This window comes from Moorena producens 3L (assembly GCF_000211815.1).
GTDB lineage: Bacteria > Cyanobacteriota > Cyanobacteriia > Cyanobacteriales > Coleofasciculaceae > Moorena > Moorena producens.
The window spans coordinates 46,415-69,888 of the sequence record NZ_GL890907.1 but is presented as its reverse complement, the minus strand read 5'-3'; the positions used below and the strand labels follow the sequence as shown (position 1 = coordinate 69,888).

Sequence of the window (23,474 nt, the reverse complement as noted above, 5' to 3'; positions counted from 1 at the left end):
TTTTACCTCTTGCTGTAATTAATTTCAATCAACACATTTATATAATGTCAAATCTAACTCTGGCTTGGCAGTACCCTTGAGGGTACCTTTTATGAGGTGATATGATAGTGTTTCATAACTTAGCCTCGGTATTGGTGGGCATTGCTCATTTAATTTATAGGCTCACTAATTTTAATCTTCCTGATCAATGCCCACCCTACGATTTTTATCTGGTTCAGTATTGGTGGGCATGATTATCGCTTAAGGTCTACAATAAAACTCCTCCCTCCTGAGCTCAGGAGGGAGGAAACAGAGGAGATATAGGACTTAATTTATGCCCAGAATTTTAAAGCCAGCTGTCAAAGATTGCTAAAGAGATTAAGTGGTAACTGGTTCGGCTGGCTCAGTACCCGCTCCGTTCTCTTCGATTTCCATTTCCTCATACTTAGTGAAGCACTTACGCTTAGCACCTACAGCTAGATCGAGCACAATGGGTACTTCTAATTTGATCGGAACTTGGAACACACAGGGTTTATGGTATTTGTAAGGCATGGGTTTTACCTCTTGCTGTAATTAATTTCAATCAACACATTTATATAATGTCAAATCTAACCCTGGCTTGGCAGTACCCTTGAGGGTACCTTTTCAGCAGCTGATCAGATCAGGGCATAAAGGGTATCGGTTTTCGTCTACAATAAAACTCCTCCATCCTGAGCTTAGGATGGAGGATAGAGAGGAGAGATAGGACTTAATTTATGCCCAGACTTTAAAAGCCAGCCGTCAAATATTCTTAAAGAAACTAACTGGTAACTGGTTCGGTGGACTGATCAGTAGCCGCTCCGTTCTCTTCGATCTCCATTTCCTCATACTTAGTAAAGCACTTACGCTTAGCACCTACAGCTAGGTCGAGCACAATTGGTACTTCTAATTTGATCGGAACTTGGAACACACAGGGTTTATCGTATTTGTAAGGCATGGGTTTTACCTCTTGCTGTAATTAATTTCAATCAACACATTTATATAATGTCAAATCTAACCCTGGCTTGGCAGTACCCTTGAGGGTACCTTTTATGAGGTGATATGATAGTGTTTCATAACTTAGCCTCGGTATTGGTGGGCATTGCCCATTTCATTTATAGGCTCACTAATTTTGATCTTCCTGAGCAATGCCCACCCTACGATTTTTGTCTGGTTCGGTATTGGTGGGGGTGATTATCGCTTAAGGTCTACAATAAAACTCCTCCCTCCTGAGCTCAGGAGGGAGGAAACAGAGGAGAGATAGGACTTAATTTATGCCGATAATTTCAAAGCCAACCGTCAAAGATTCCTGTCAAAGATTGCTAAAGATACTAAGTGCTAACTGGTTCGGGGGACTGATCAGTAGCCGCTCCGTTCTCTTCGAGTTCCATTTCCTCATATTTACTAAAGCACTTACGCTTAGCACCTACAGCTAGGTCGAGCACAATCGGTACTTCTAATTTGATCGGAACTTGGAACACACAGGGTTTATGGTATTTGTAAGCCATGGGTTTTACCTCTTGCTTTAATTAATTTCAATCAACACATTTATATAATGTCAGATCTAAATCCCTCTTGGCAGTACCCTTGAGGGTACCTTTGATAAACTGATAATAAGATAGCCTAACCAGGGTAAGCGCAAGAATCAATAAGCTGTAGCTTATTGAGAAAAAACGGGGCTCATTCTCAACTATTAAACTCTATTGAGAATCAAGTTCTACGAGATTATAGGGGTTTCGAGCCACGATCAACCGATATCCAGCCAATGCACATTATGGGCAATTTTTTCTTGCGCTTACCCTGATAGCCTAACTTAGGTATTATTATCGGTGAACCAATAAATAAAAACTCCTTCATCCTGATTTCAGAATGGAGGATAGAGAGGCAGGGTAAGAGCATCTCAATCAGGCTTGACACAAGGGATGAGAAGAATCTAATCTGTCGCCTGTGAAAACAACTAAGGACTTGAATCATATAGTTATTATCCATAGCAGTGCGCTTCATTTTTTGCCGGAGACTACGTTTGTAAGTTTGCTCACGATCAAGGGCAGTAAGAGCAATGCGTCGCCAAAGAGCGCGCATTACGGGGACTGTGTAAAGAGCGAATACGGCAAGCATCTTCGGCAAAAGTACAGTCGATAGTCCAATGTAGCTCGTTTTCAATGCTCCAGTGTTTTCTAATTGCCGAAGCTAAAACCTGAGCATCACTAGCTTTTGAAGTCAGATAAAACTGAACTTCACGAGTAGTTTTGTTCCACAGACGGCGGACACGAACCACCATCACCAAACTTTGGAGTCCTTCCCAGAGCTAGGGAAGGTGAAATTAACCTTGTGCCGAAACCGGTACAGACCCTGCCCTGGCGTATCTCTGTGCGATGATGACCTTTTTCGATACGCTGGTCATAACTGACCCCTTTGGGTAATTCAAAATTCAAAATTAAAACTTCAAAATAAAGAAAATCATAAATTTTGAATTAATTAATTCTGGGTACAAGCCCCCCGGGTAATTCAAAATTAAAAATTAAAAATTAAAAATCTAGAATTGTCCGAATCATTTTGAATTAATAATTTTGAACTTTGAATTGGAGCGTTCGCGCAGCGTGACCTACGGTCAAGCGAGTTGTGGTCTTCAATCAGTGGCGGGTACAAGCCCCCACTGATTGTCATTTTGCTTTTTGGGCAAAAAGCAATCTCCCTCAAGGAGATGAATTAATGGAAACCTCATTTCCTTTGGATGACCTGAGTGGGAGGGAGAGGGTTACAATCTCCCTCAAGGAGATGAATTAATGGAAACCGGCTCAAAATAAGCTTCTAAAATTTTCCCTGTAAAGTTACAATCTCCCTCAAGGAGATGAATTAATGGAAACTCTTCCCAGTGAATACAATCGTTGTTTTCCCAATAGTTACAATCTCCCTCAAGGAAATGAATTAATGGAAACATGGTTTCTGCAGCTGGAAGGATCCATTAAGAGAGATATCTTTGTCAAAGTTACAATCTCCCTCAAGGAGATAAACTAATCTAAAAACACTGACCCTTAAATACAAAAAAAAGGTAGGCAATGCCTACCTTAAAAATTCACCGTAACTATAGATCTAACAATTGGTGTAATGGTGTTAACAAATTTAAGAAACTGATGCAGTCGCTACTCCCTGCTCCCTACTCCCTAAAACCTAGAACTTTGTACCTCACCCAATTTAAAAATGCTATAGCGTTAGATACCAAGCATTTCAGCCTGTTTCGTCGCCCCTTCAGGTACAGTTGTTACTCAAACGCCTACACGTTCAAGATGGATTCCACACTAGCTTTCAGAGAAAAATCTCCTGCTCCACGATAAGAACGAACCATAACAAAATATTCACCTGGTTCTGAAGGTCGGATACTAATTTTCTCGTCAGGTAAACTGGTATACCCACGATAGTCGAACTCACTGATAGTTGGCTGCAATGCCTTTCTGACATAGAGATCGAAATCTACACCATCCTGTCCATCTAGCTCAAGGCTCAATGAGGTGCCGACCCTCACCCGATATAAGCTAGAATCGCCAGTCTGCTTTAAATGCCCTGAAACCGCCTCTCCTATTTGTAATTCTGGTATGTCTAGCCGCTCTAGGGCATTGAGGATGGCTGGAACATCGATCAGCCCAAACCCATGATCGTAGTCAAAACCTGCCACACCCAAATCTTCGGCAGTTCGGCGCAACAGTTGACGAAGTTCAGCGGGAGAGAGAACCGAAGGAGGATACTTAGTCCGAATCGATGCTACAACACCAGCCGCAACAGGACAAGCTGCTGAAGTGCCACTATCTGCTCGATAAACTCCTGAGCCAACAAAATGAGTATAGGCACAAAGATCGGGTTTTTGAGAGTCGAGATGTCCTGGTCCCTGACTAGAATAGCCAACTCGCTCTTTATTAACTGTCACCCCAGCAATGCTAAGGACACTTGGATGAGAATTCGCACCATAAATGGGTCTGTTAGTAACGCGTTGGCATCTTGGATCAGGACATTCTGCACCACAATTACCAGCAGCAAAAAGAATATCAGCACCAGCATCCTCTAAACTTTCAACAATGATATTGAAAGGATGATTGGGATTATCACTGTAATTGCCAGGATGGCCCACCGGAAAGTCCCAAGAGGGATGAAACATTCCCCAACTATTATTAACTACCAAAGCTGGTTTAGGTTCTGGGGCTGTTGAGAGTATTTGCAGCAAGTTACTGAAAGCTTTGACAGCATCACTCAAAAACCCATCCATTACCGAGCCACCTGGTGTCTGCGATTGGAGAAGGGCATAGTCGAGAAGAGTGCTGTTTGGCGCAGCAATGCAGACATCAAAGGCACACATTGTTCCATGATCGACACGCATATTACCTGGGGTAAGTCCAGATACTGGAGTCCAGCTTTTGCTCGCATCGAATTGAGGTGTTTTACCCTTACTGTTTAGATGGGATAGATTGACTCCGCTATCAACGATCGCCACCATTACGTTAGACCCATCCATTCCTTTTGCTTGAAGTTGTGGAAATTGCAGTAAATTCTCCACATTTCGATGGGTTCCCACTGAAGCAGGTGGACAAATAGCGATCGCACTAATTCGTGGATCTGAAAACACACCAATCCCATTAGGGTCTTGTTCAACTGCCGCTATTAAAGGCTCTAGTGCATCATCTGCCACCTCACCTCTTACCAGATAAGTGGAAACTTCAGGGCGAGCATCAAAGGAAAATAGTTGTCCTACTTCTGTGACTCCAACCTCTTCTCGTCTTTGTCGATTAGGCACCAAAACAGGTGTATAACTTTGATCCAGTGAAAAGCCATCAATAGAAACAGCCTCTGTTGTCATAGTGAAACTCTCGGCAGTCATTGCAGCACGGAGTTCCGGCATAAATCGCATCTGAATTAACACACGCATGTTATTTATCCTCTTCTTCTTGAGATTCTGTGGGAGCTATTTTTATATCACCGTGAACTCCCTTGACTAACGGTTGTATTGCTATCAGTTTTTGAGAATCCATGTCACCCGATACACGGATGACATACAAATCCCGCTTCGGACTTATGAGAATTAGACCATAATCTTCATCAATCTCTAAGTCTTTGATTCCATCTAGTTGCTTCACGGACTCCAAAGAATTGTTAGGAGGCGGTAGATTGAGTGTAATTAAGTAACGCATTTTTCTAGCTTGGTTGACATTCAAGTGGCAAGCTACTTGAACTGTCTCTAAGTGAGCAAAAACTGAATATTCAAAGTAGAACATACGAACAAAAGCTCTTGTACTTTTATTTTTAGAATCCCTACAGCTAGAACAGGGTAAACGCATCTAATTTTTTTATTCCTATATATAGTTTTTAGTGAATTCAATGAACACTATATATAGGAAATTGATTGTCAATAAGCACAATAGCGATGCAGAGGTGCGACCCGTGGCGAATTTAATTACGGGTCAAACGCACCATTACGGTCTTGGGGAGCCAGTGCGGTCTTGGGGGTTCCCCCCATGAGCAACTGGCGTGGTTTCCCCCATGAGCGACTAGATCAAGACAAGGCCGGGTTTATTGAGAACTACCCCCGGTTACCCAACAAGATGCGCTTACCCTGGATAGAGAGGAGAGATAGGACTTAATTTCTGCCCAGAATTTAAAAGCCAGCCGTCAAAGATTCCTAAACAGACTAAGTGCTAACCGGTTCCGCTGGCTCAGTAGCCGCTCCGTTCTCTTCGAGTTCCATTTCCTCATATTTACTAAAGCACTTACGCTTAGCACCTACAGCTAGGTCGAGCACAATCGGTACTTCTAATTTGATCGGAACTTGGAACACACAGGGATTATAGTATTTGTAAGCCATGGGTTTTACCTCTTGCTGTAATTAATTTCAATCAACACATTTATATAATGTCAAATCTAACTCTGGCTTGGCAGTACCCTTGAGGGTACCTTTTATGAGGTGATATGATAGTGTTTCATAACTTAGCCTCGGTATTGGTGGGCATTGCTCATTTAATTTATAGGCTCACTAATTTTAATCTTCCTGATCAATGCCCACCCTACGATTTTTATCTGGTTCAGTATTGGTGGGCATGATTATAGGTTTTGGTCTACAATAAAACTCCTCCCTCCTGAGCTCAGGAGGGAGGAGATATAGGACTTAATTTATGCCCAGAATTTAAAAGCCAGCTGTCAAAGATTGCTAAAGAGATTAAGTGGTAACTGGTTCGGCTGGATCAGTAGCCGCTCCGTTCTCTTCGATCTCCATTTCCTCATACTTAGTAAAGCACTTACGCTTAGCACCTACAGCTAGATCGAGCACAATGGGCACCTCTAATTTGATCGGAACTTGGAACACACAGGGTTTATGGTATTTGTAAGGCATGGGTTTTACCTCTTGCTGTAATTAATTTCAATCAACACATTTATATAATGTCAAATCTAACCCTGGCTTGGCAGTACCCTTGAGGGTACCTTTTTTTCAACTGATGATAGTCTGGCCTAACTTAGGGGGGATATAGGTTTTGGTCTACAATAAAACTCCTCCCTCCTGAGCTCAGGAGGGAGGATATAGAGGAGAGATAGGAATTAATTTATGCCCAGAATTTTAAAGCCAGCCGTAAAAAAATCATTTCAAAGATTCCTAAGGATACAAAGTGGCAACTGGTTCGGCTGGCTCAGTACCCGCTCCGTTCTCTTCGATCTCCATTTCCTCATATTTAGTAAAGCACTTACGCTTAGCACCTACAGCTAGATCGAGCACAATGGGTACTTCTAATTTGATCGGAACTTGGAACACACAGGGTTTATGGTATTTGTAAGGCATGGGGTTTACCTCTTGGTGCAATTAATTTCAATCAACACATTTATATAATGTCAAATCTAACCCTGGCTTTACAGTACCCTTGAGGGTACCTTTTTTCCCTATAGACCTACTTAATCATTAATGGGAGCACATTCGACTTTGAGTAAATCGTCGCGAATCCATCCTTTGGCACCACTTACTGGAAAACCTACTCTGTGCCAACCATAGCCAAAGCTGTCTATTTTGTAATCTGGCTCTGGAGGAGTGCCTGTCAGCACGTAGACATTATCACCCACTAAACCATAACCCAAGCTTCTATAATTAGTTCCTGGTCCAGAACGTAAGGTGATCCGAGAATCGGGGTTGCTAGCAGTTAGGGTGGCTAGACAGTGGGAACGCTCACTAGGAAAAGTATGCTGAGCAAAAGCCTCAGTTGTAGGGACGGTAACTGCAGCAGCTGTAGCTAATAAGAAGATTGCTTTTTTCATTTGTTTTCTCCAATCATCAAGGTTTCTTATTTACTAGTAAAATAGAAATAACAGTTGGAGTGATTGGAGACAGTGCCACTTTATAAGTAGTCCTAAAGCTGACAGCAATAAAACCTTATTTTTCCATAGTTAGCACTGTTTATAGTACAGACAGTTGAGAAACTGGTCTATGGTGGTCTTGTGGGCGGGGAATAGGGAATAGGGAATAGGGAATAGGGAGTAGGGAGATGGGGAGATGGGGAGATGGGGAGATGGGGAGATGAGCAACTGGCGTGAAAACCACTAAGATCTCGCTGCATCGCTGCTACCTGCTGCCTGCTCCCTCCTCCGTGATCCCTAAAAGCAAGCACGAGACTGGCAAAAAAAATCCCCTGGCTTGATCAGCCTAGGGGGGTTTCAGGGATTAATTACTATGAACTAATTCAAAGCCAGCCGTTAAAGATTCCTTTCAAAGATGCCTAAAGGGACTAAGTGGTAGGAGGTGCGGGTGACTCAGTAGTTTCGTTACCTTCCGCCTCTTCGATCTCCATTTCCTCATATTTGTCAAAGCACTTGCGCTTAGCAGCGACAGCGATGTCGAGAACAATGGGTACTTCTAATTTGATCGGAACTTGGAACACACAGGGGTTAGAGTATTTGTAAGGCATGGGTTTTACCTCTTGGTGCAATTCATTTCAATCAACACATTTCTAGAATGTCAGATCTAACTCTGGCTTCACAGTACCCTTGAGGGTACCTTTTTTTTGAGCTGATCAGCTCATGGCCTAAGAGACTGTTTATCAGAGTGAATCTAATCACCGCTTAAGTCGCTGACTATTGGTGGGTTACGGCGGACAGCTCTCTTAAAGCGATGCAGTTGGCCAAAGGGGAGGCAGTGAGGCCAAAGGGGGTTCCCCCCATGAGCAACTGCCGTGGTTTCCACGGGGCAAACAGCGGTGCTCCCGCAGGTGACCCACACAGACCCAAAACCACTCGCTATTGCATCAAGACAAGGTGAGCTTTCAAAATACTTGCCGCCTAACCCACCCTAGGCCAGAATTTAAGCAAAGTTAACTTATATCATGTCGGGATAATTACCCTTAATAAAAATCTCCCCCATCTGACCATCTGACCATCTGACCATCTCCCCAGACTTCCCACCCTCCCTCTAATTATGGGTATTCAACCTGACTTGATATTAGTGATGAGGGGTATTAGATAATAAGCCAGACTTATCTGACCATAATTGAAGGATAAAATCCAAAGATCAGACATTATTTAGAGCGACTACAACCCAAGAGTCTTTGTTATTGAAAATGTAAGCATATGCGCTACGCGCACGCTGCTTGAGGTGCCGTCAGTTGTCAGCCGTCAGCAGACTTAACTCAGATTAAACAAATGTTTACCTCTTTTATTCAACAGGTGTTCGCAAAGGGTGCCCATAGCCCATAAGCTGATAGCTGAATGCTGATAGCTGAATGCTTACTTCAAAATTCCAGGAAATGCTAAAATATTCCATTCGTTTCCTGATTCACTATCTCCGATTCTGGGATGTTCCAGGTCCTGATCGTTATCTTTTCAGACCTTAATTAAGCAACGCCCGTATTTTTTATCCAGATCCCAACGGTTTACCAATAAGTTTTTAGGTATAATATCGCTCCAAATAATAGGTTTGTTTATGTCCTTTTTTTTGATATGAATATCTCTCAATTTCAGCCTCAATATAAGAACTAAACGTTTTCATAACAAATGTATTATTGTTATCGTCTACCCTACACAATCTACATACTTCATTATCAATTAAGTCATTGACCCATTTAATCATATTAGGTAATATATTAAGTTCTACTAATAGCTTCGCCACAGTTTCTTTTTCACCTTCAAAGGCCTCGATATATAAATCATTGTTATTTCTATTGTGCGAGTAAGATAAAACAAAATGTGAGCCACAATATTCCACTAAGGCTTCTTCTCGATAATCGTTGAGATCAAGAAAATAACCTCTATTTAGAAAAACGCCTATATCTTTTAGTAATTGCCCATTCCCACAATCTATACCCACAAGAGTATTGTATACTTTTTTAACTGGTTGGATCTGATGGGGTCTGAGTCTCACAATATTTCCAGATCTTTCTGTGCAATCTTCTTCGTTTAAGCAAGCTAGATATTCTTCAAGATCTACATCTCGAATAAACTGTTCACCAGGACTATCAAATTTTCCAACCCCGACCTCATTAATGCAGAACAAAGCAAACATCACAAATTCAGCAAATCTATTTTTAATCCCGAAGCTCATGCAACCAGGGAAGATTATAGAATGCTCTTTTTGCATGCCGATGATCCATTCTTTTACCTCATATCTAGAATAAATATTTTCTATTAAACCGAGGACAATATCTTTTAATACTTCAACTGTAGGGGGGACAATTGGTATCATTTTTAATACTAATATATAGTTTTTATATAGCCTAAATATTGATCTATAATGCTATAGGTTTTACTCAATGTTTAAGCTCAATAATACCAAATTTTTATACTGATAAATTTAATGCCGATTACTTACAAAGGGCATAATTAAAAATTATAGCAGTTTTCAATTGGGTGCTGAATTTAAGTATGAATTTCTTGGTATTATTTGGCTACTGCCCCAATTATCCCCCAAAATTGGGGGACGAAAGAGAGTTTCGTTCCACCCAAAGTTGGGGGGTTATATCATGTCAGGATAATTACCCTTAATAAAAATCTCCCTATCTCCCCACACCTCCCACCCTCTCCTTAATTATGGGTATTCAACCAGACTTGATATTAGGGGGGCGAAATCATACCCATACTCAGCAACGCTGTAAAAAAAAACCTGGCTTGATCAGCCTAGGGGTATTGCAGAAATTAATAAAAATGAACTAATTCAAAGCCAGCCGTCAAAGATTCCTTTCAAAGATGCCTAAAGAGACTAACTGGTAACTGGTTCGGGGGACTGATCAGTAGCCGCTCCGTTCTCTTCGATCTCCATTTCCTCATATTTATCAAAACACTTACGCTTAGCAGCGACAGCGATGTCGAGAACAATGGGTACTTCTAATTTGATCGGAACTTGGAACACACAGGGGTTATAGTATTTGTAAGGCATGGGTTTTACCTCTTGGTGCAATTCATTTCAATCAACACATTTCTAGAATGTCAGATCTAACTCTGGCTTCACAGTACCCTTGAGGGTACCTTTTTTTTTTGGGCGTTGCTTAATAATGGAATGATTTTAATAGTTTTGTGGAACGGGCATCTTGCCGTGGAACGGGCATCTTGCCCGTTTCATTTTCGCGCGGGCAGGATGCCCACCCCACTCATATTCATTCCGCCCCTCAGCAATGCCAAAAATCGAGGAGCTCTCGCAGGTTGGTAGAGATGCTTGAATCACGTTTGGTTTGATCACGCAGCTTGGCTGGGGTAACTCCAATGGATCTGCTACACGATTCTCTGAAAGAGCCGCTACGCGAACGCATAATTTCCCTGTCAACAGTAACGCGAACGCATAATTTCCCTGTCAACAGTAACGCGAACGCATAATTTCCCTGTCAACAGTAACGCGATCGCATAATTTCCCTGTCAACTGGAATGCGATGCTCTGAAAGAGCCGCTACGCGAACGCATGATTACCATCTCAACTGGAATGCGATGCTCTGAAAGAGCCGCTACGCGAACGCATAATTACCATCTCAACTGGAATGCGATGCTCTGAAAGAGCCGCTACGCGAACGCATGATTACCATCTCAACTGGAATGGGATGCTCTGAAAGAGCCGCTACGCGAACGCATGATTACCATCTCAACTGGAATGCGATGCTCTGAAAGAGCCGCTACGCGAACGCATGATTACCATCTCAACTGGAATGCGATGCTCTGAAAGAGCCGCTACGCGAACGCATGATTACCATCTCAACTGGAATGCGATGCTCTGAAAGAGCCGCTACGCGAACGCATGATTACCATCTCAACTGGAATGCGATGCTCTGAAAGAGCCGCTACGCGAACGCATGATTACCATCTCAACTGGAATGGGATCACATCATTACCCTCTCACACTAAAGCAATGCTCTAAGCCGCTACCAGAATAAACGAAGTAGAGAACAAATATTACTCAACCCTAGAGTCTAATGTTAGGTGCAGCTAATCTGACTTCCCTACTCCCTACTCCCTGCTCCCTCAAAAACTAACCTAATTGAAAACCGCTCTACTACTACGGCAAATCAATCCTTCTGAGCCAAAATGTGTGTAAGAGTATGGATTATTCTGATCTGGCCACAGTTGTTGACCTTTCTCAACTCCAATTTCTTTAACTACCTCTAACTTACCGTCATCGATCGCTTCATTAACTGCCCTATAGACGCTTTCCCATGCTCCATAATCATCAAAAATTATCAATGCATTATTAAATCGCTTTAAACAGTTATCAATATCTTGTTTGATATACTCGTATTTATGACGTGCATCTATTAAAACCACATCAGCAGGAAAGGTTAACTGATTCCAATCAGAAGTATACACATCAAATCTTTGGAATTTGACATGGTAATTAAAAATATTGTTTAATCTTGCTACTCTGAGGTACCTATCGTTAACATCTAAACCTAGATATTTAGTAAAGTGATCGGATAAGTGCTTTGCCGTCAGCCCCTTGTAACATCCCACCTCTAATAAGGAATATTGTTTTTTCGGTAAAAATTGTTTGACATGATCACGGAATTGTTGGCTAACTGTCCAACAATCTGTTCTTTTATCTACAGGTAAGACTAGATCTTGCCATGTATTCTGTATTCCTTTCAAGATTTCAAGCATAGCTGGTAATTATTAACATTATAACTAGCTATTTAGCGATAATTATTAGCTAGTTGATTTACTTTTTTATTTTACTATATTTCAACAAATATTGACCCCAAATTTCGCAAATCCTATTATCTATAGGATACACATAAATCGGGTAATTACTTGGTTTGATCAAATCCTTATTTAGGCTTACTAAATGAATTGTGAAAATTTTTGTTTCCTGTTCCCTACTCCCTGCTCCCTACTCCCTGCTCCCTTTGCTATTGTAGCAATTATCAGATCATCCCCTGGCTTGACAGTACCCTTGAGGGTACCTTTTCTGTTAAAAATGATTAACGTTAAGTTATTTTAACTCGTTAACCGGTGTCTTTATAAAGTGTGCTAAAAGTTAATACATAGCTGAGACCAAGGGCGGTTGGTGGTGTGGTTAACATTAATCCGGTCTCATACATCAGTTCCGCCAAAAGTCAGTAGCTCAGGCAATAATTCGGATCAGGATGCATAGTGGGCACCATGATTTCGGTTTGAGAATGACGTCAGTCAAACCGATTCAAGTTGACCCGTGACCATGAATGAGAACAGATCAGAACAAAGGTGTTCTATATTCAACCATCCCCCGAGTTTTGAAAAGACAGGGATTTAAGCTAATACATGGGTAGCATGACCAATAATTTAACTAGATTCAGTTGTTCGCGACGGGATTTACTGATAGCTGCACTTGGAGGTGCGACAGCAGCCACGGTGGGCTCAGTAATTCCAGGCGGGATGAAAGGAGTTGCTGCACAGCAGGCTAAATCCTCAGTAGGACCAGTGGGCTTTACCAGTTTCATCCATCCCAGTGCAGTCGTGGGTACTAGGAACTTTAAGATGGGAGCCGCTAGCCTGATTGATGCTTTTGTTACCCTCAAGGGTGCCTCTGCCAAAATTGGTAACGCTGTTAACTTGCAAGACAATACCCGATTGCTCAACTTCCGTGGTCGCTCCTTGGGTCGAGGTAACCTAGAATTGGGGGATGGAACCTTCACCGCCCATGGAGTCACCTTCGTCGGAAGGGTTCGGATCGGACAAGCCTGTGGTACGGGCATCAATGCGATCGTTCAAAATGCCGACATTGGTGACGCGAGCTTTACTGGTTTGGCAGCACAGATTCTGGGAGAGAATCCGAGACGACCCATCAAGATTCCGCCAGCAAGTCTAGTGTTGTTTGGAGCACGGATCTATAGCCAACTTGATGTTAAACCCAATATCATTCCGGTACCTGCTCCATTTTCACTATTCTTTGCTGATGTCGATGAAGAAAACTTAGTACTAGCCCGAGGATTCAACTTACTTTATCGTGCCGCTGCACGCACCATCCCATTTTCTGATGTTGCTGGCAATCCTCGCAATCCTGGGGAGGACTTTCCTAATTTAGATCAAGCCTTTGGAAAGCTATCGGTTGCTCCACCAAGTATTTATAGACGTGGGACCGGAGTCATCCCAGCACGTCAAGCGACTCTGGGAGACTTGGGTTTTGAGCGCTTTGAACCTCTAACACCAGTACCAACTCCAAGCACGCCAGCGGACGATGCTGGGGGAGTGGGCTTGAATGCACCGCCCTCAAACAGTCCTGAAGCTGGTGCAAGGTTCGTTGTCCCTGTGGTAAAGTCCCCCGAACTGATCGATAAAGATGCTATTGTCCTGGGAGGGTGCCAGTTGGCATCAGGAGTAGTGGTTGGTAAGGGGAGCTATATTCTCGGTGATGTGGCTCCCACTGTGTCAGTTGGTAAAGGCACCACTATTGGTAAAAACTCAAGCCTTCATCAGCTAACGTTCACCTCTTGCCGAGTAGGAGCTAGATGCGTTATCGGTGATCGGGTAGTTCTCCATGGTCCACTGGAAATCGAGGATGACGTTACCATTGGCAACGGCACTGTGTTGTTTGGACCGACAGTGCGTAAGGGGGTGAAGATTGGTGCTAGGGTGCTGGTGTTTGGACCGGTGGAGGTCACGGAAGATATCCCGGACGATGCCATTGTAGTGGCACCAGGGAATGAGTTCTTGATTGCACCATCGGCACCGTCTCGCAGCGCACGGATTACTCTACCCCATTCAAATTCAATGCTATCCCAGTGGGGGCGTGCCCAAGCGGCTGGATGCGACTGCGGGTGTGGCGTTGGTGCTCTGGTTCAGATCAGTACTTTAGGTTGAAGTCTTTGCCTTGATCTATGTTGTTTTTCGGGCGTTGCTTAATAATGGAATGATTTTAAGAGTGAGGTGGAATAGGCATCTTGCCTGTCCCTTGATCTTTTGGGGCGGGCAGGATGCCCACTCTACTCCTATTCATGAAAAGACTGACGCAACGCCTCAAGGCAGCTTGTTGGTTGCTGAGCAAATTTTTAATTTTTTAGCGCTGGTTTTGCATAACTTTTGAAAAACAAGCTGATAACTAGGATAGCAACTACAGCAACCTGGCAAAAGTTGACGTTTGCAACAGGTCTTTTAATTAGGAGAAGAAATCCGTGATGAAAAAGTTTGGAATTCTGTTTTTTTTGAGCCTTTTTGCCTTTTTATCACAGGTTAACCCAGCTGAAGCACAGAGGAGGAGAAACACTAACGTTACTATCGAGGCAGAGGTGGTAACAGGCTGGAATCGGCTTTTTGGAAAACCAAGATATCGGTGGGACTTCTTGTCTGCTCCCCTGAACTTGGCAGGAGCAACAACAATGGGTATCTACAACCCCAATGGTAAGGAGCCTCTGCCTCTGACTGCTTCGACACGAAAGGATGCTGTTTTGGCATCAATCGTGGATCCTTTCTTGGAAACAATTTTCCCAGTTTTTGACCTTGAAACCACTGACCCTGGGGCTGTCAACGTACCTCTGCGTCAAATCGATACCTGGGTTTCAGGAGATCTCTCCGTACGAACTCCACTGCCATTTCAATTAGATGCTCCGGTAGTTTCTCGCTCTCAGTCTAATCCGGAATCTCCAAATCCGATTACTGTAGCGGATTGGTTTAAGGCTTCTGGACAAATGCAAATTAATTGCGATTCTAGGGGAAACAACAGGGTCAGAGTCCGACTAAACAATCTGATCCCGAATCGGGTGTACACGGTCTGGGCGATGTGGTATACTGCCGATGGCAATATATTCCCGCAACCATTTGGTGGAGTACCAAATGCTTACGTCACCAATAGTCGAGGAAATGCGGTTTTTAGCAGACAATTGAATTTCTGTCCTCCTGAGGCTGCTAAGAAAGGGATTGATGGTAACAGGCTATTATCAATCATCACTCACCTGCACTCGGATCATATTTTATATGGTGCTGTTCCTGTACCACTGGTGGCTGGTCGTCCTCCTGGCACTGTCTTGCACATGCAGCTGGAATGGAATTTTCCAGGAGTTGGGACAAGATTGATTAAAAAACCTTAGACCTAGCAGCATTAGTAAGCTGTTCAGCATTTAGATTGGGATACCTAAATTAATCAAAGGGAACAGGGAATAGGGAACAGGGAATAGGGAATAGGTAATAACCAATTTAAATGGACATCAGCTTATTATCTTGATGCTGTCGAGAATGGGGAGGGGCTGTGTGCAATGGTTTGCGGGAGCACTTCATACACCTCCCGCGCTCTCTCCCCCTCCCCCCACACGCCCCACACTTCCCGCGCCCCCGCCCCACACTTCCCACACTTCCCACACTTCCCACACGCCCTATTCCCCATCCCCTACCCCCAGGGCTGTAGCAGCACCTAAGTGCTTGAGCAAGGTGGCCTGGGGAAGTGGCCCAAGCAGATGACTCCAAGGCAACACTTGCTCTGTTGACCAGTCGGTATAGACGTAGAAGTCTAGTTCAGGTAACTGTCCTCGCAATTGTTTAAAGGCACGGCGGAAACTGCCTAAGGAATCCCCATAATGCCTGGTTAGTTCTAAGAGTTGGGATAAGCGACGATCCCCTCGGGAAATCAGTGCTTGAATTACTGACCAGTTGTAGCTTTCTGGTCGAAAGTCTATGGCTTGCGATCGCAATTTTTTCTGCAATAACTTGAGGCGCTTCTGGGCTTGGGGATTGACACCAAACCACTGAAAGGGTGTATGAGCTTTGGGAACAAAGGTGGAGCATCCGAGGGTTAAGCCTAGACCGGGGGCTGCTCTCTTAATCTGTTCCATCATCCCTACAGTTTCTTCAACATCTGCTATTTCCTCTCCCGGAACTCCTACCATCCCATAGATTTTGAGACGTTTTAATCCCCCTGCTTTAGCATTCACTGCTGCCTGGATAATTTCGTCATTGCTGAGCTTCTTATTAATAATCTCGCGCAACCTTTGTGAGCCACTTTCTACTGCAATCGTAATGGAACGGGTGTTACGTTTGGTTAGGGTTTGGGCAAGCTTTTCGGTAACTGTATTAGTTCGCACCGAGGCAATACTCAAGCGCACATGGTCGTATTGTGGCTGATTTAGGTAATCTAACAACACATCAAACTCGGGATGCTGGGTGACTGATGCTCCCAGTAAGCCAATCCGGTCTGTTACCTTTAATCCCCGTTCTATAGCTGGAATCAAAGAATCGATCGCGCTAGGAGTACGAAATGGTAAAGTGAGGTAACTGGCCAGACAGAAGCGACACATCTCTGGACAACTGCGCACCACTTCTACCATGTAGATGTTTTCCCAAGCCGCTTTTTCGGTGACCACTGTGGAAGCAGACAGGGTATTGCCCCGATAGGTCTGTTTAGATACCGTGGTAGGAATCTGATCAGACACTGGTTGAATGGATGCGATCGCACTCGTTAGGTCCTGGTAGGTTACCTGATATAGACTGGGTATATAGACTCCAGGGACTTGGGCCAGATGCTGCAATTGAGTATTACGTTCAGCAGTGCGAACCTCTTGATAAGCATCGATAAAATTATCTAGCAGGATTTCCCCATCTCCGAGCAAAATCACATCAAAGAAGTCAGCAAAGGGTTCTGGATTAGCGGTTAACACGGGACCGCCACCAAACACTAGGGGATGGCTAGAGTCCCGTTGTGCTGAGTATAGGGGTATCTCCAAAAATTCCAATCCCGCTAAGATATTGACATAATCCAATTCCCATGATATAGAATAACCAAGTAATTCTGGCTGTCTCGGTAATGGCTCATGGTAATCCGTGAACAAGCGGCTGACCATTAGGTCAGGGCGCAAGGCTAGAGATGCCCACACTATCTGATAGCCGAGACTAGTAATACCGATGTTGTATTGATTAGGAAAGGCAAAAATAGTAGGAATAGCATGGTCGTCAGGAGTGGCTGGTGTAAACAGAAGACGTTCGGAGGAAAATACCACAGGGTTTAAAGAGGACGAATAATGTTGAACAATAGCAAAAAATAAGGTTTAGTTTAATATTTTCATTATGCTTGGTTCATGAGTAAGCATATGGGCTACAGATGGTGCTACTTGAGGTGCCGTCAGCTGTCAGCAGTCAGCTTAATGCTTAAGGGAACGGAGTTGCCGAACTAGCCGGTTTCCTTCAAATTGCTATGGGTTCAGCCAGTGAACTTGAAGATCAGCTGTTACGGGCAGAAGATCTTAACTTAACTATTAGCCAAAGACTATGAATCCCATCTCAGCAGAGGTAACTCAGATCAAACCAATGCTTACCTGTTTTATTCAAAAGCTAATAGCTGTTCGCTGATAGCTGAATGCTGACCTAGTACGTATAAATCCGGATTTTACCCAAGCAGAAGGAAAAAAGTGACAGATCCACTAAATAAAGATTTCAAGCCCTAAAATAGACAACAAGTTATAAGACAAAAAGTTATGGCTGCTTTTGTATTGCTAAGGAGTTGATGTGTCAATATTTTCCCCGAAGCCCCAAGATCGACATAGTCACAACCCTCCGAATCCCTCAAAGAAACTGACGGAGAAATCGGATTTGAATGGGAGTGTTGCGTCTAATGATGGCAAGCACCCCTCATCAAAGCCAAGACGGCGGAAGCGGTCGAGGGTAGTTGCCCAAACTCTAAACGGAATCAAGCGTGTATCTACTACGGTTATCAAACCGCTAATCGGACCAAAAGCAATCTATCGTCGCTCCTGGTTTTGGATCGGACTAGGGGTGGGTGGCAGTGCGATCGCATTGGGTTGGGGTTGGCAAAAGCTAGAAAGCTCTCTGCCAGATTCTACTAAGGATGTCTTGACCTATGTTCGAGATGGCACCATCACGATTAAAGCTGCCGACAGCACTATTATCCAGCAAATTGGGCCAGCTAGCCATGAGACCCTCAAGATTTGGGAAATACCCGAAACCCTGATTGAAGCCTTCATTGCTATTGAAGACCAACGCTTTAAAGAGCATAAAGGGGTAGATTCCCAGGGTATTCTTCGTGCTACTGTGGCTAACCTCAAAGCTGGGGGAGTAGTAGAAGGAGGTAGCACGATTACCCAGCAACTCGCTAGAATTGTTTTCTTTGATCACGAACGCAGCATCGTACGGAAACTCAAAGAAATGCGCATGGCGCAGAAAATTGAGCAGGATTTGAGCAAAGATCAAATCCTGGAGCGCTATTTAAACTTAGTCTATTTGGGTTCCGGTGCTTACGGGATTGCTGATGCGGCTTGGGTCTATTTTAGTAAACCCGTAAAAGACCTGACCTTGGGAGAAATGGCAACACTGGCGGGATTACCCCCAGCTCCTAGTGTTTACTCGCCATTGTTGGAGGGCAAAATCAATAGCTCTAGGCAAAAAGCAGCCAAAGAACGTCGTGATGTAGTATTGCAGCGGATGTTGGAAAATGGCTACATCTCCCAGGCTGAAGCCGACAAAGCCATGGCCGAGCCCCTGAGTATTAAGCCAAGCCAACCGAAGCGACTGGAGCGTAAAGCGTTCTATTTCACGGAATATATTCAACAAGAATTGCCCAAATACGTTTCCAAAGAAGTACTGGGTAAGAAAGGGCTGACCATTGAAACTACAATTAATTTAGAGTGGCAAGATGCCGCTGAAACTGCTGTCCAAAAGACCATGAAAACCTATGGTCGTTACCAGCGGTTTGGACAAGCTGCACTAGTTGCCGTGGATCCCCGCAATGGTCAGATCAAAGCCATGGTCGGGGGTAAGGATTTTAATGACCTAGATAGCAATAATTACCTCAATCGGGTCACCCAAGCTCAGCGTCAGCCTGGTTCTACATTCAAAACATTCGTGTATGCCGCAGCACTAGCAACAGGGATGTCTCCCTATAAAGGCTACATGGATGCGGGGTATATAGTAGATGGTTACGAACCTAAAAACTACAGTGAGAGATTCCGGGGTTCGATCTCAGTGCGGGATGCCCTGATTTCTTCGGTGAATGTGGTAGCCGTCAAAACCCTAGTGGATGTGGGCTGGGAGCCGATTATCAAGCTGGCTCAAAAAATGGGGATTAAATCCAAACTCCATCCCACCTACTCCCTAGCCTTAGGAGCATCTGAGGTAAACCTGTTAGAACTCACCAGTTCCTATGGCACCTTAGCCGCCCAAGGCATTCACCACGATGCTCATGGGATTCGCCGGATTATTGACCAGCACGGTAACGTGATTTACGACCACAAACTCGAGGGTGAGCGAGCTATTGATGCAGAAACAGCAGCCATTGTGACCTGGATGCTCAGGGGTGTGGTTACCGGGGGTACCGGGACAGCGGCTCAAATTGGACGACCAGCAGTTGGCAAAACCGGCACTACGGATGATGCCCGTGACCTCTGGTTTGTGGGCTATATTCCCCAATTAGTAGCTGGGGTTTGGTTAGGTAATGATGATAACAAGCCTACCAGGGGGTCTAGTGCAACTGCTGCTGCCACCTGGCGTCGGTTCATGTTGGAGGTAATCGAAGACTTAGACCGTGAGTCTTTTACTGAGCGCCCCAGGAAGTTATCAGGTAGGGAAGCTACCATTGAAGCTCAGCCGATTAAACCCAAACGAGTTATTAACAAAAAATTTGTTCCCACTACCGTTACCGCTTCCACAAGTCGGTCAAGGAGAAGAACTAGTTCAAGACGAGGTAGTTCAACTAGAAGAGCCAGTTCTACACGGCGGCGTAGTAGTCGGGTCAGGGTGTCTAGGAAGAACTCTCAACCCAAACGGTATTACCGTCGCAAAGCTACAACTAAACGGTCTTATCCCCGTAAAAGTACCACCAGACGCTATACGCCTAGAAACACTGCCCCGAGACGACGGTCAGCACCAGCCAAGCGCAGGTATGCACCAGCACCAGCAAGGCGCAGACCAGCACCAGCACGAGCAAGGCGCAGGCCAGCACCAGCACCCAGAGTTGCTCCCAAACCGGTGGCTCGTCCTAAGCCTCAACGCAGGCCAGCAGGAGGTCCGTTAGCTCCCCCAGCAGCTAGAAAGTAGGTGCTGTTAGCCGTCAGCGGTCAGCGGTCAGCGGTCAGCCATCAGCGGTCAGCGGTCAGCGGTCAGCCATCAGCGGTCAGCGGTCAGCGGTCAGCGGTCAGCGGTCAGCGGTCAGCGGTCAGCCATCAGCCGTGGGCTTTTGGCCCACGCTGCGCGAACAGCTTTGTGGCACAGGCTTCGACCCTGTGACCTAAGCCATAAGCTGAAAGCTGAAAGCTGATAGCTCAATACTGAAAGCTGAAAGCTGATAGCTGAAAGCTGATAGCTGATAGCTGATAGCTGATGGCTGAAAGCTGATAGCTGATAGCTTAAGCTATCGAAGCCATCAGGCTGGATGGTACGATAACGGAAATACCAGAAAATCTAAACCGGCTATGTATGTATTGATGGAAGCAGGCAGTTTTCCCTTGTGGTTTACCCTAGTGTATGTTGTGGGTTTTGTGGCAGCAGTTGTGATTGGCTCCATTGCCTGGTACAACTCTAAACGTCCTGCTGGTTGGGAAGGGTCAGAAACTCCTAATTGGGTACCAAAGATCGATTCAGAGGATAATTCAAAGGGAGAGAGCTAGCTAAACCGGAGTAGTTTGGTTGGGAAAACCGGAAGATTTGACTGAAAAAGAGCCCTGACTTCAACACGGTAAGTTAGGGTTCTTTTTCAGCACTACTAGGGTAATCAGGCCACTGGTCAGAATTTGTTGGTATCTTAGAGATGTCTTACTAAATTCCCAACATGACCGGAGCTGCTGAAACTAAGAAAAAAGGCAAGTCACTCCCCCCAACACTGATCATCAGGTTGGGAAAGTTTGTCTGGACAACTCTCTGGCAAATGATGATGTCGAAGCTGGCTCCACGGAATAATTCTGGAGAGTACATTCGCCCTGCCAGCGAGTTTAGGAATTTTATTGGGACAGAAGCAGAGAATCCTTACCAACCGGAAGCAGGACGCTACTGTCTTTATGTAGGACTCGGTTGTCCTTGGGCCCACCGCACTCTAGTGGTAAGGGCACTCAAAGGACTCCAAGACTCAATACCGGTATTCATTGCCTCTCCTTCTTCCAATCAGGGGATTTGGGTATTTAATCAGCAGCAGGAAGGCTGCGACACGCTTCCTGAGCTTTACGAGCTGGCAAAAACAGGCTACAACGGTCGTTGCACAGTTCCAGTGCTGTGGGATAAACAGAGCAAAACCATTGTCAACAATGAGAGTGCAGAAATTATAGTAATCCTGAACTCACAGTTCAATGAGTTCGCTACTAATCCTACCCTAGACCTTTATCCAGAGGAACTGAAGGAAACCATTGATGTGTGGAATGAGACTATCTACCACGCTGTGAATAATGGAGTCTATCGCTGCGGTTTTGCCCAGACCCAAGAGGCTTATGAGAAAGCTTGCGACCAGCTATTCACAACCTTGGATAAGATTGATCGAGCCCTAGAGACCAGTAGATACCTGTGTGGGGATAGGGTAACTCTGGCAGATGTGCGTCTATTTACCACTCTGTTCCGTTTTGATGTGGTCTATTATGGATTGTTCAAGTGCAACCGTTTCAGAATTCAGGACTACAATAACTTAGGCCCCTACCTGCGTGACTTGTATCAGCTTCCTGGAGTTGCCGATACTTGTAGCTTGGAGGATGTCAAGCGCGATTACTACGGAAATCTGTTCCCCCTCAATCCAGGTGGAATTATTCCCAGTGGTCCTGATTTGGCTAGTCTCCTTAAACCTCATGGTCGGGAATAGGGAGTAGGGAGTAGGGAGTAGGGAGTAGGGAATCGGGAGTAGGGAATCGGGAATCAGGAATAGTGCGATGCTCCAAAAGAGCCGCTACGCGAACGCATCCAATTTAATCCACACGATAGGGTACCTAAATGAATTGTGATAATTTTTGTTACCTACTCCCTACTCCCGGGTGCATCTCAATGCATGAAATTAGGCAAAAATTCTAATAAAATTCCCACACTCCCCACACTTTCCACACTTCCCTTCTTTTTTACAAATATGAGATGCACCCCGACTCCCGACTCCCGATTCCCGATTCCCGATTCCCGATTCCCGACTCCCGATTCCCGATTCCCTATTCCCTTTTAATACTTAAAAGGATATAATTTTTTTACAGATTGCCGAGATAGAACAACAATCGTTAAAATTCCAATAAGTGTGCCAAATGGTCTGAACCAGCAGAGTAGGCAAGCTATCATAAATGAAAACCAATAATTCTTGCTTTTTCTGAGCATATATCCTGAGAGAATGATAGCAAAAGCCAATATTTCTCCAAGGATGAAAAGTATGGCACCAGAAATGACTAGCAAATAGCCAGGCAAGTCCGATGATACATTTCGTGATAACTTAAACCACTCTGATAACTCTCCTGATAAGTCTGCAGGAATTGAGTCAGTTGCACCAATCATGAACAGACCAAAAGGAATATATAACATTAGTATAAACAGGGAGTAAAATCCGCAAAATCCCCCAAACATGTAGTGAGTCCATGATAAGATAGTTAACTGCTTTTTAGGATTTCTCATAACTAGAAATTAGTCGAATTCCCAAACTTCCCAAACTGTCCCAACTTAGCACACCTCCCATACTTCCCTTCAAGACTCTCTAGGTGAGCAAAAGCCTTAGTATGATGAATGGCGGCATTTCGATTCAATGCCACAAATTTTCCTAGTTTAACTCCCTGCGTCATCACCGAAAACTCAAAAAACTGTTTTACCTTCACCATCTTTCCTAGCTCGACGCTCCGGCTCAGGAGATTTTTCTAGTGCGATGCTCCAAAAGAGCCGCTACGCGAACGCATTTTGTCCGGTGGGCATTTGTGCTTTGCAACCCCCAACCCTGGCCGAATTCACCTGAGTGCGATCGCACTACAGAATGCGATGCTCCAAAAGAGCCGCTACGCGAACGCATTTTGTCCGGTGGGAAAAGCTGGTTTCCAACCCCAAATTCTGCCCAAATTCACCGGAGTTGGGCATTGGTGGGCATTGCCCATTTAATTGATCCCTGAACAATTTTGATCTTTCTGAGCAATGCCCAC

Annotated in this window: 30 protein-coding genes; 10 read left to right on the top strand and 20 right to left on the bottom strand. The window is 44.5% G+C overall.

All coding sequences use genetic code 11. From position 1 onward, the window contains the following. Positions 1–357 precede the first annotated feature (357 nt). From LYNGBM3L_RS45735 to LYNGBM3L_RS14020, 7 genes are all read right to left on the bottom strand, one after another. Positions 358–531 carry a hypothetical protein gene (locus LYNGBM3L_RS45735; RefSeq protein ID WP_008184276.1) on the bottom strand — a complete coding sequence of 58 codons (174 nt, stop codon included), beginning with the start codon at positions 529–531 and terminating at the stop codon, positions 358–360. A 247-nt stretch (positions 532–778) separates the two neighbouring features. After that, entirely contained in the window at positions 779–955 is a 177-nt protein-coding gene (locus tag LYNGBM3L_RS45730) for a hypothetical protein (RefSeq protein WP_008184275.1), read from the bottom strand. Between the two features lie 373 nt (positions 956–1,328). After that, on the bottom strand, positions 1,329–1,505 hold the full coding sequence (locus LYNGBM3L_RS45725) for a hypothetical protein (protein WP_008184273.1): 177 nt from the start codon (positions 1,503–1,505) through the stop codon (positions 1,329–1,331). Positions 1,506–2,038: 533 nt separating this feature from the next. After that, on the bottom strand, positions 2,039–2,278 hold the full coding sequence (locus LYNGBM3L_RS46505; RefSeq protein ID WP_202799203.1) for an ISAs1 family transposase: 240 nt from the start codon (positions 2,276–2,278) through the stop codon (positions 2,039–2,041). A 489-nt stretch (positions 2,279–2,767) separates the two neighbouring features. Beyond that, positions 2,768–2,938 (bottom strand): hypothetical protein, encoded by a 171-nt coding sequence (locus tag LYNGBM3L_RS43500; protein WP_154659785.1) that lies wholly within the window; start codon positions 2,936–2,938, stop codon positions 2,768–2,770. Between the two features lie 333 nt (positions 2,939–3,271). After that, positions 3,272–4,912, bottom strand: a complete 1,641-nt coding sequence (locus LYNGBM3L_RS14025; protein WP_008184270.1) for a S8 family serine peptidase — start codon at positions 4,910–4,912, stop codon at positions 3,272–3,274. Between the two features lies 1 nt (position 4,913). Beyond that, complete coding sequence (locus tag LYNGBM3L_RS14020; protein ID WP_008184267.1) at positions 4,914–5,258, bottom strand: hypothetical protein; 345 nt, start codon at positions 5,256–5,258, stop codon at positions 4,914–4,916. Positions 5,259–5,361: 103 nt separating this feature from the next. On the opposite strand from LYNGBM3L_RS14020, the gene LYNGBM3L_RS43495 reads away from it, so the two are divergent. Continuing rightward, positions 5,362–5,502: a hypothetical protein gene (locus LYNGBM3L_RS43495; protein ID WP_154659784.1), complete on the top strand. Its 141-nt coding sequence runs from the start codon at positions 5,362–5,364 to the stop codon at positions 5,500–5,502. A 169-nt stretch (positions 5,503–5,671) separates the two neighbouring features. Here LYNGBM3L_RS43495 and LYNGBM3L_RS45720 read toward each other — a convergent pair whose 3' ends face one another. The 10 genes from LYNGBM3L_RS45720 to LYNGBM3L_RS13995 form a co-directional block, all read right to left on the bottom strand. Then, positions 5,672–5,845 (bottom strand): hypothetical protein, encoded by a 174-nt coding sequence (locus LYNGBM3L_RS45720; protein ID WP_008184263.1) that lies wholly within the window; start codon positions 5,843–5,845, stop codon positions 5,672–5,674. Positions 5,846–6,196: 351 nt separating this feature from the next. Beyond that, positions 6,197–6,370, bottom strand: coding sequence for a hypothetical protein (locus LYNGBM3L_RS45715; protein WP_008184258.1), 174 nt, complete (start codon positions 6,368–6,370; stop codon positions 6,197–6,199). Positions 6,371–6,628: 258 nt separating this feature from the next. Then, entirely contained in the window at positions 6,629–6,811 is a 183-nt protein-coding gene (locus LYNGBM3L_RS14015) for a hypothetical protein (protein ID WP_008184257.1), read from the bottom strand. 110 nt (positions 6,812–6,921) lie between these two features. After that, positions 6,922–7,278: an SH3 domain-containing protein gene (locus LYNGBM3L_RS14010; RefSeq protein WP_008184256.1), complete on the bottom strand. Its 357-nt coding sequence runs from the start codon at positions 7,276–7,278 to the stop codon at positions 6,922–6,924. A gap of 167 nt (positions 7,279–7,445) precedes the next feature. Then, a complete protein-coding gene (locus tag LYNGBM3L_RS48635) occupies positions 7,446–7,577 on the bottom strand; it encodes a hypothetical protein (RefSeq protein ID WP_267872029.1) in 132 nt (43 codons plus the stop codon). A gap of 168 nt (positions 7,578–7,745) precedes the next feature. Beyond that, positions 7,746–7,925, bottom strand: a complete 180-nt coding sequence (locus LYNGBM3L_RS14005) for a hypothetical protein (protein WP_008184255.1) — start codon at positions 7,923–7,925, stop codon at positions 7,746–7,748. Between the two features lie 974 nt (positions 7,926–8,899). Beyond that, a complete protein-coding gene (locus tag LYNGBM3L_RS46500) occupies positions 8,900–9,694 on the bottom strand; it encodes a hypothetical protein (protein WP_008184254.1) in 795 nt (264 codons plus the stop codon). A gap of 513 nt (positions 9,695–10,207) precedes the next feature. Next, entirely contained in the window at positions 10,208–10,384 is a 177-nt protein-coding gene (locus tag LYNGBM3L_RS45710; protein ID WP_008184244.1) for a hypothetical protein, read from the bottom strand. Positions 10,385–10,510: 126 nt separating this feature from the next. Next, positions 10,511–10,768, bottom strand: a complete 258-nt coding sequence (locus tag LYNGBM3L_RS40650) for a hypothetical protein (protein ID WP_131827150.1) — start codon at positions 10,766–10,768, stop codon at positions 10,511–10,513. 698 nt (positions 10,769–11,466) lie between these two features. Then, on the bottom strand, positions 11,467–12,087 hold the full coding sequence (locus LYNGBM3L_RS13995; RefSeq protein WP_008184241.1) for a class I SAM-dependent methyltransferase: 621 nt from the start codon (positions 12,085–12,087) through the stop codon (positions 11,467–11,469). A gap of 648 nt (positions 12,088–12,735) precedes the next feature. Here LYNGBM3L_RS13995 and LYNGBM3L_RS13990 point away from each other — a divergent pair. Together LYNGBM3L_RS13990 and LYNGBM3L_RS13985 are read left to right on the top strand one after the other, a co-directional pair. After that, entirely contained in the window at positions 12,736–14,265 is a 1,530-nt protein-coding gene (locus tag LYNGBM3L_RS13990; RefSeq protein ID WP_161603164.1) for an LbetaH domain-containing protein, read from the top strand. Positions 14,266–14,576: 311 nt separating this feature from the next. Further along, positions 14,577–15,488, top strand: coding sequence for a hypothetical protein (locus LYNGBM3L_RS13985; protein WP_131827151.1), 912 nt, complete (start codon positions 14,577–14,579; stop codon positions 15,486–15,488). Positions 15,489–15,770: 282 nt separating this feature from the next. On the opposite strand, the gene LYNGBM3L_RS13980 is transcribed toward LYNGBM3L_RS13985, so the two are convergent. Further along, positions 15,771–17,387 carry a B12-binding domain-containing radical SAM protein gene (locus LYNGBM3L_RS13980; protein WP_008184234.1) on the bottom strand — a complete coding sequence of 539 codons (1,617 nt, stop codon included), beginning with the start codon at positions 17,385–17,387 and terminating at the stop codon, positions 15,771–15,773. A 194-nt stretch (positions 17,388–17,581) separates the two neighbouring features. Between LYNGBM3L_RS13980 and LYNGBM3L_RS49865 the strand changes: the two genes are divergently transcribed. The 6 genes from LYNGBM3L_RS49865 to LYNGBM3L_RS40645 all read left to right on the top strand — a co-directional run bounded on the left by LYNGBM3L_RS49865 (position 17,582) and on the right by LYNGBM3L_RS40645 (position 22,525). Continuing rightward, complete coding sequence (locus LYNGBM3L_RS49865) at positions 17,582–17,659, top strand: hypothetical protein (protein ID WP_083374173.1); 78 nt, start codon at positions 17,582–17,584, stop codon at positions 17,657–17,659. A 233-nt stretch (positions 17,660–17,892) separates the two neighbouring features. Then, positions 17,893–20,436: a transglycosylase domain-containing protein gene (locus LYNGBM3L_RS13975; protein ID WP_202799202.1), complete on the top strand. Its 2,544-nt coding sequence runs from the start codon at positions 17,893–17,895 to the stop codon at positions 20,434–20,436. After that, positions 20,437–20,625 (top strand): AraC family transcriptional regulator, encoded by a 189-nt coding sequence (locus LYNGBM3L_RS36470; protein ID WP_154659783.1) that lies wholly within the window; start codon positions 20,437–20,439, stop codon positions 20,623–20,625. It abuts the gene before it with no gap. A 185-nt stretch (positions 20,626–20,810) separates the two neighbouring features. Continuing rightward, on the top strand, positions 20,811–21,005 hold the full coding sequence (gene psb35, locus LYNGBM3L_RS13970; RefSeq protein WP_044493155.1) for a photosystem II assembly protein Psb35: 195 nt from the start codon (positions 20,811–20,813) through the stop codon (positions 21,003–21,005). A gap of 161 nt (positions 21,006–21,166) precedes the next feature. Next, positions 21,167–22,177 (top strand): glutathione S-transferase family protein, encoded by a 1,011-nt coding sequence (locus LYNGBM3L_RS13965; protein ID WP_008184227.1) that lies wholly within the window; start codon positions 21,167–21,169, stop codon positions 22,175–22,177. A 135-nt stretch (positions 22,178–22,312) separates the two neighbouring features. Then, positions 22,313–22,525, top strand: coding sequence for a hypothetical protein (locus tag LYNGBM3L_RS40645; RefSeq protein ID WP_131827153.1), 213 nt, complete (start codon positions 22,313–22,315; stop codon positions 22,523–22,525). Here the strand turns inward: LYNGBM3L_RS40645 and LYNGBM3L_RS33945 are convergent. Further along, positions 22,522–22,962, bottom strand: coding sequence for a hypothetical protein (locus LYNGBM3L_RS33945; protein WP_008184225.1), 441 nt, complete (start codon positions 22,960–22,962; stop codon positions 22,522–22,524). The two genes, LYNGBM3L_RS40645 and LYNGBM3L_RS33945, sit on opposite strands and share 4 nt — an antisense overlap. 2 nt (positions 22,963–22,964) lie before the next feature. Further along, a complete protein-coding gene (locus tag LYNGBM3L_RS13955) occupies positions 22,965–23,162 on the bottom strand; it encodes a hypothetical protein (protein ID WP_008184222.1) in 198 nt (65 codons plus the stop codon). A 39-nt stretch (positions 23,163–23,201) separates the two neighbouring features. Between LYNGBM3L_RS13955 and LYNGBM3L_RS40640 the strand changes: the two genes are divergently transcribed. Continuing rightward, complete coding sequence (locus LYNGBM3L_RS40640; protein ID WP_131827154.1) at positions 23,202–23,444, top strand: hypothetical protein; 243 nt, start codon at positions 23,202–23,204, stop codon at positions 23,442–23,444. The last annotated feature ends 30 nt before the right edge of the window (positions 23,445–23,474 follow it).

Excerpts from the sequence above, each read along its gene's own strand:
- LYNGBM3L_RS45735 (WP_008184276.1), bottom strand. The coding sequence starts at position 531 with ATGCCTTACAAATACCATAAACCCTGTGTGTTCCAAGTTCCGATCAAA.
- LYNGBM3L_RS45730 (WP_008184275.1), bottom strand. The coding sequence starts at position 955 with ATGCCTTACAAATACGATAAACCCTGTGTGTTCCAAGTTCCGATCAAA.
- LYNGBM3L_RS45725 (WP_008184273.1), bottom strand. The coding sequence starts at position 1,505 with ATGGCTTACAAATACCATAAACCCTGTGTGTTCCAAGTTCCGATCAAA.
- LYNGBM3L_RS46505 (WP_202799203.1), bottom strand. The coding sequence starts at position 2,278 with ATGGTGGTTCGTGTCCGCCGTCTGTGGAACAAAACTACTCGTGAAGTT.
- LYNGBM3L_RS43500 (WP_154659785.1), bottom strand. The coding sequence starts at position 2,938 with ATGTTTCCATTAATTCATTTCCTTGAGGGAGATTGTAACTATTGGGAA.
- LYNGBM3L_RS14025 (WP_008184270.1), bottom strand. The coding sequence starts at position 4,912 with ATGCGTGTGTTAATTCAGATGCGATTTATGCCGGAACTCCGTGCTGCA.
- LYNGBM3L_RS14020 (WP_008184267.1), bottom strand. The coding sequence starts at position 5,258 with ATGTTCTACTTTGAATATTCAGTTTTTGCTCACTTAGAGACAGTTCAA.
- LYNGBM3L_RS43495 (WP_154659784.1), top strand. The coding sequence starts at position 5,362 with ATGAACACTATATATAGGAAATTGATTGTCAATAAGCACAATAGCGAT.
- LYNGBM3L_RS45720 (WP_008184263.1), bottom strand. The coding sequence starts at position 5,845 with ATGGCTTACAAATACTATAATCCCTGTGTGTTCCAAGTTCCGATCAAA.
- LYNGBM3L_RS45715 (WP_008184258.1), bottom strand. The coding sequence starts at position 6,370 with ATGCCTTACAAATACCATAAACCCTGTGTGTTCCAAGTTCCGATCAAA.
- LYNGBM3L_RS14015 (WP_008184257.1), bottom strand. The coding sequence starts at position 6,811 with ATGCCTTACAAATACCATAAACCCTGTGTGTTCCAAGTTCCGATCAAA.
- LYNGBM3L_RS14010 (WP_008184256.1), bottom strand. The coding sequence starts at position 7,278 with ATGAAAAAAGCAATCTTCTTATTAGCTACAGCTGCTGCAGTTACCGTC.
- LYNGBM3L_RS48635 (WP_267872029.1), bottom strand. The coding sequence starts at position 7,577 with ATGCAGCGAGATCTTAGTGGTTTTCACGCCAGTTGCTCATCTCCCCAT.
- LYNGBM3L_RS14005 (WP_008184255.1), bottom strand. The coding sequence starts at position 7,925 with ATGCCTTACAAATACTCTAACCCCTGTGTGTTCCAAGTTCCGATCAAA.
- LYNGBM3L_RS46500 (WP_008184254.1), bottom strand. The coding sequence starts at position 9,694 with ATGATACCAATTGTCCCCCCTACAGTTGAAGTATTAAAAGATATTGTC.
- LYNGBM3L_RS45710 (WP_008184244.1), bottom strand. The coding sequence starts at position 10,384 with ATGCCTTACAAATACTATAACCCCTGTGTGTTCCAAGTTCCGATCAAA.
- LYNGBM3L_RS13995 (WP_008184241.1), bottom strand. The coding sequence starts at position 12,087 with ATGCTTGAAATCTTGAAAGGAATACAGAATACATGGCAAGATCTAGTC.
- LYNGBM3L_RS13990 (WP_161603164.1), top strand. The coding sequence starts at position 12,736 with ATGACCAATAATTTAACTAGATTCAGTTGTTCGCGACGGGATTTACTG.
- LYNGBM3L_RS49865 (WP_083374173.1), top strand. The coding sequence starts at position 17,582 with ATGGGTTCAGCCAGTGAACTTGAAGATCAGCTGTTACGGGCAGAAGAT.
- psb35 (WP_044493155.1), top strand. The coding sequence starts at position 20,811 with ATGTATGTATTGATGGAAGCAGGCAGTTTTCCCTTGTGGTTTACCCTA.
- LYNGBM3L_RS13965 (WP_008184227.1), top strand. The coding sequence starts at position 21,167 with ATGACCGGAGCTGCTGAAACTAAGAAAAAAGGCAAGTCACTCCCCCCA.
- LYNGBM3L_RS33945 (WP_008184225.1), bottom strand. The coding sequence starts at position 22,962 with ATGAGAAATCCTAAAAAGCAGTTAACTATCTTATCATGGACTCACTAC.
- LYNGBM3L_RS13955 (WP_008184222.1), bottom strand. The coding sequence starts at position 23,162 with ATGGTGAAGGTAAAACAGTTTTTTGAGTTTTCGGTGATGACGCAGGGA.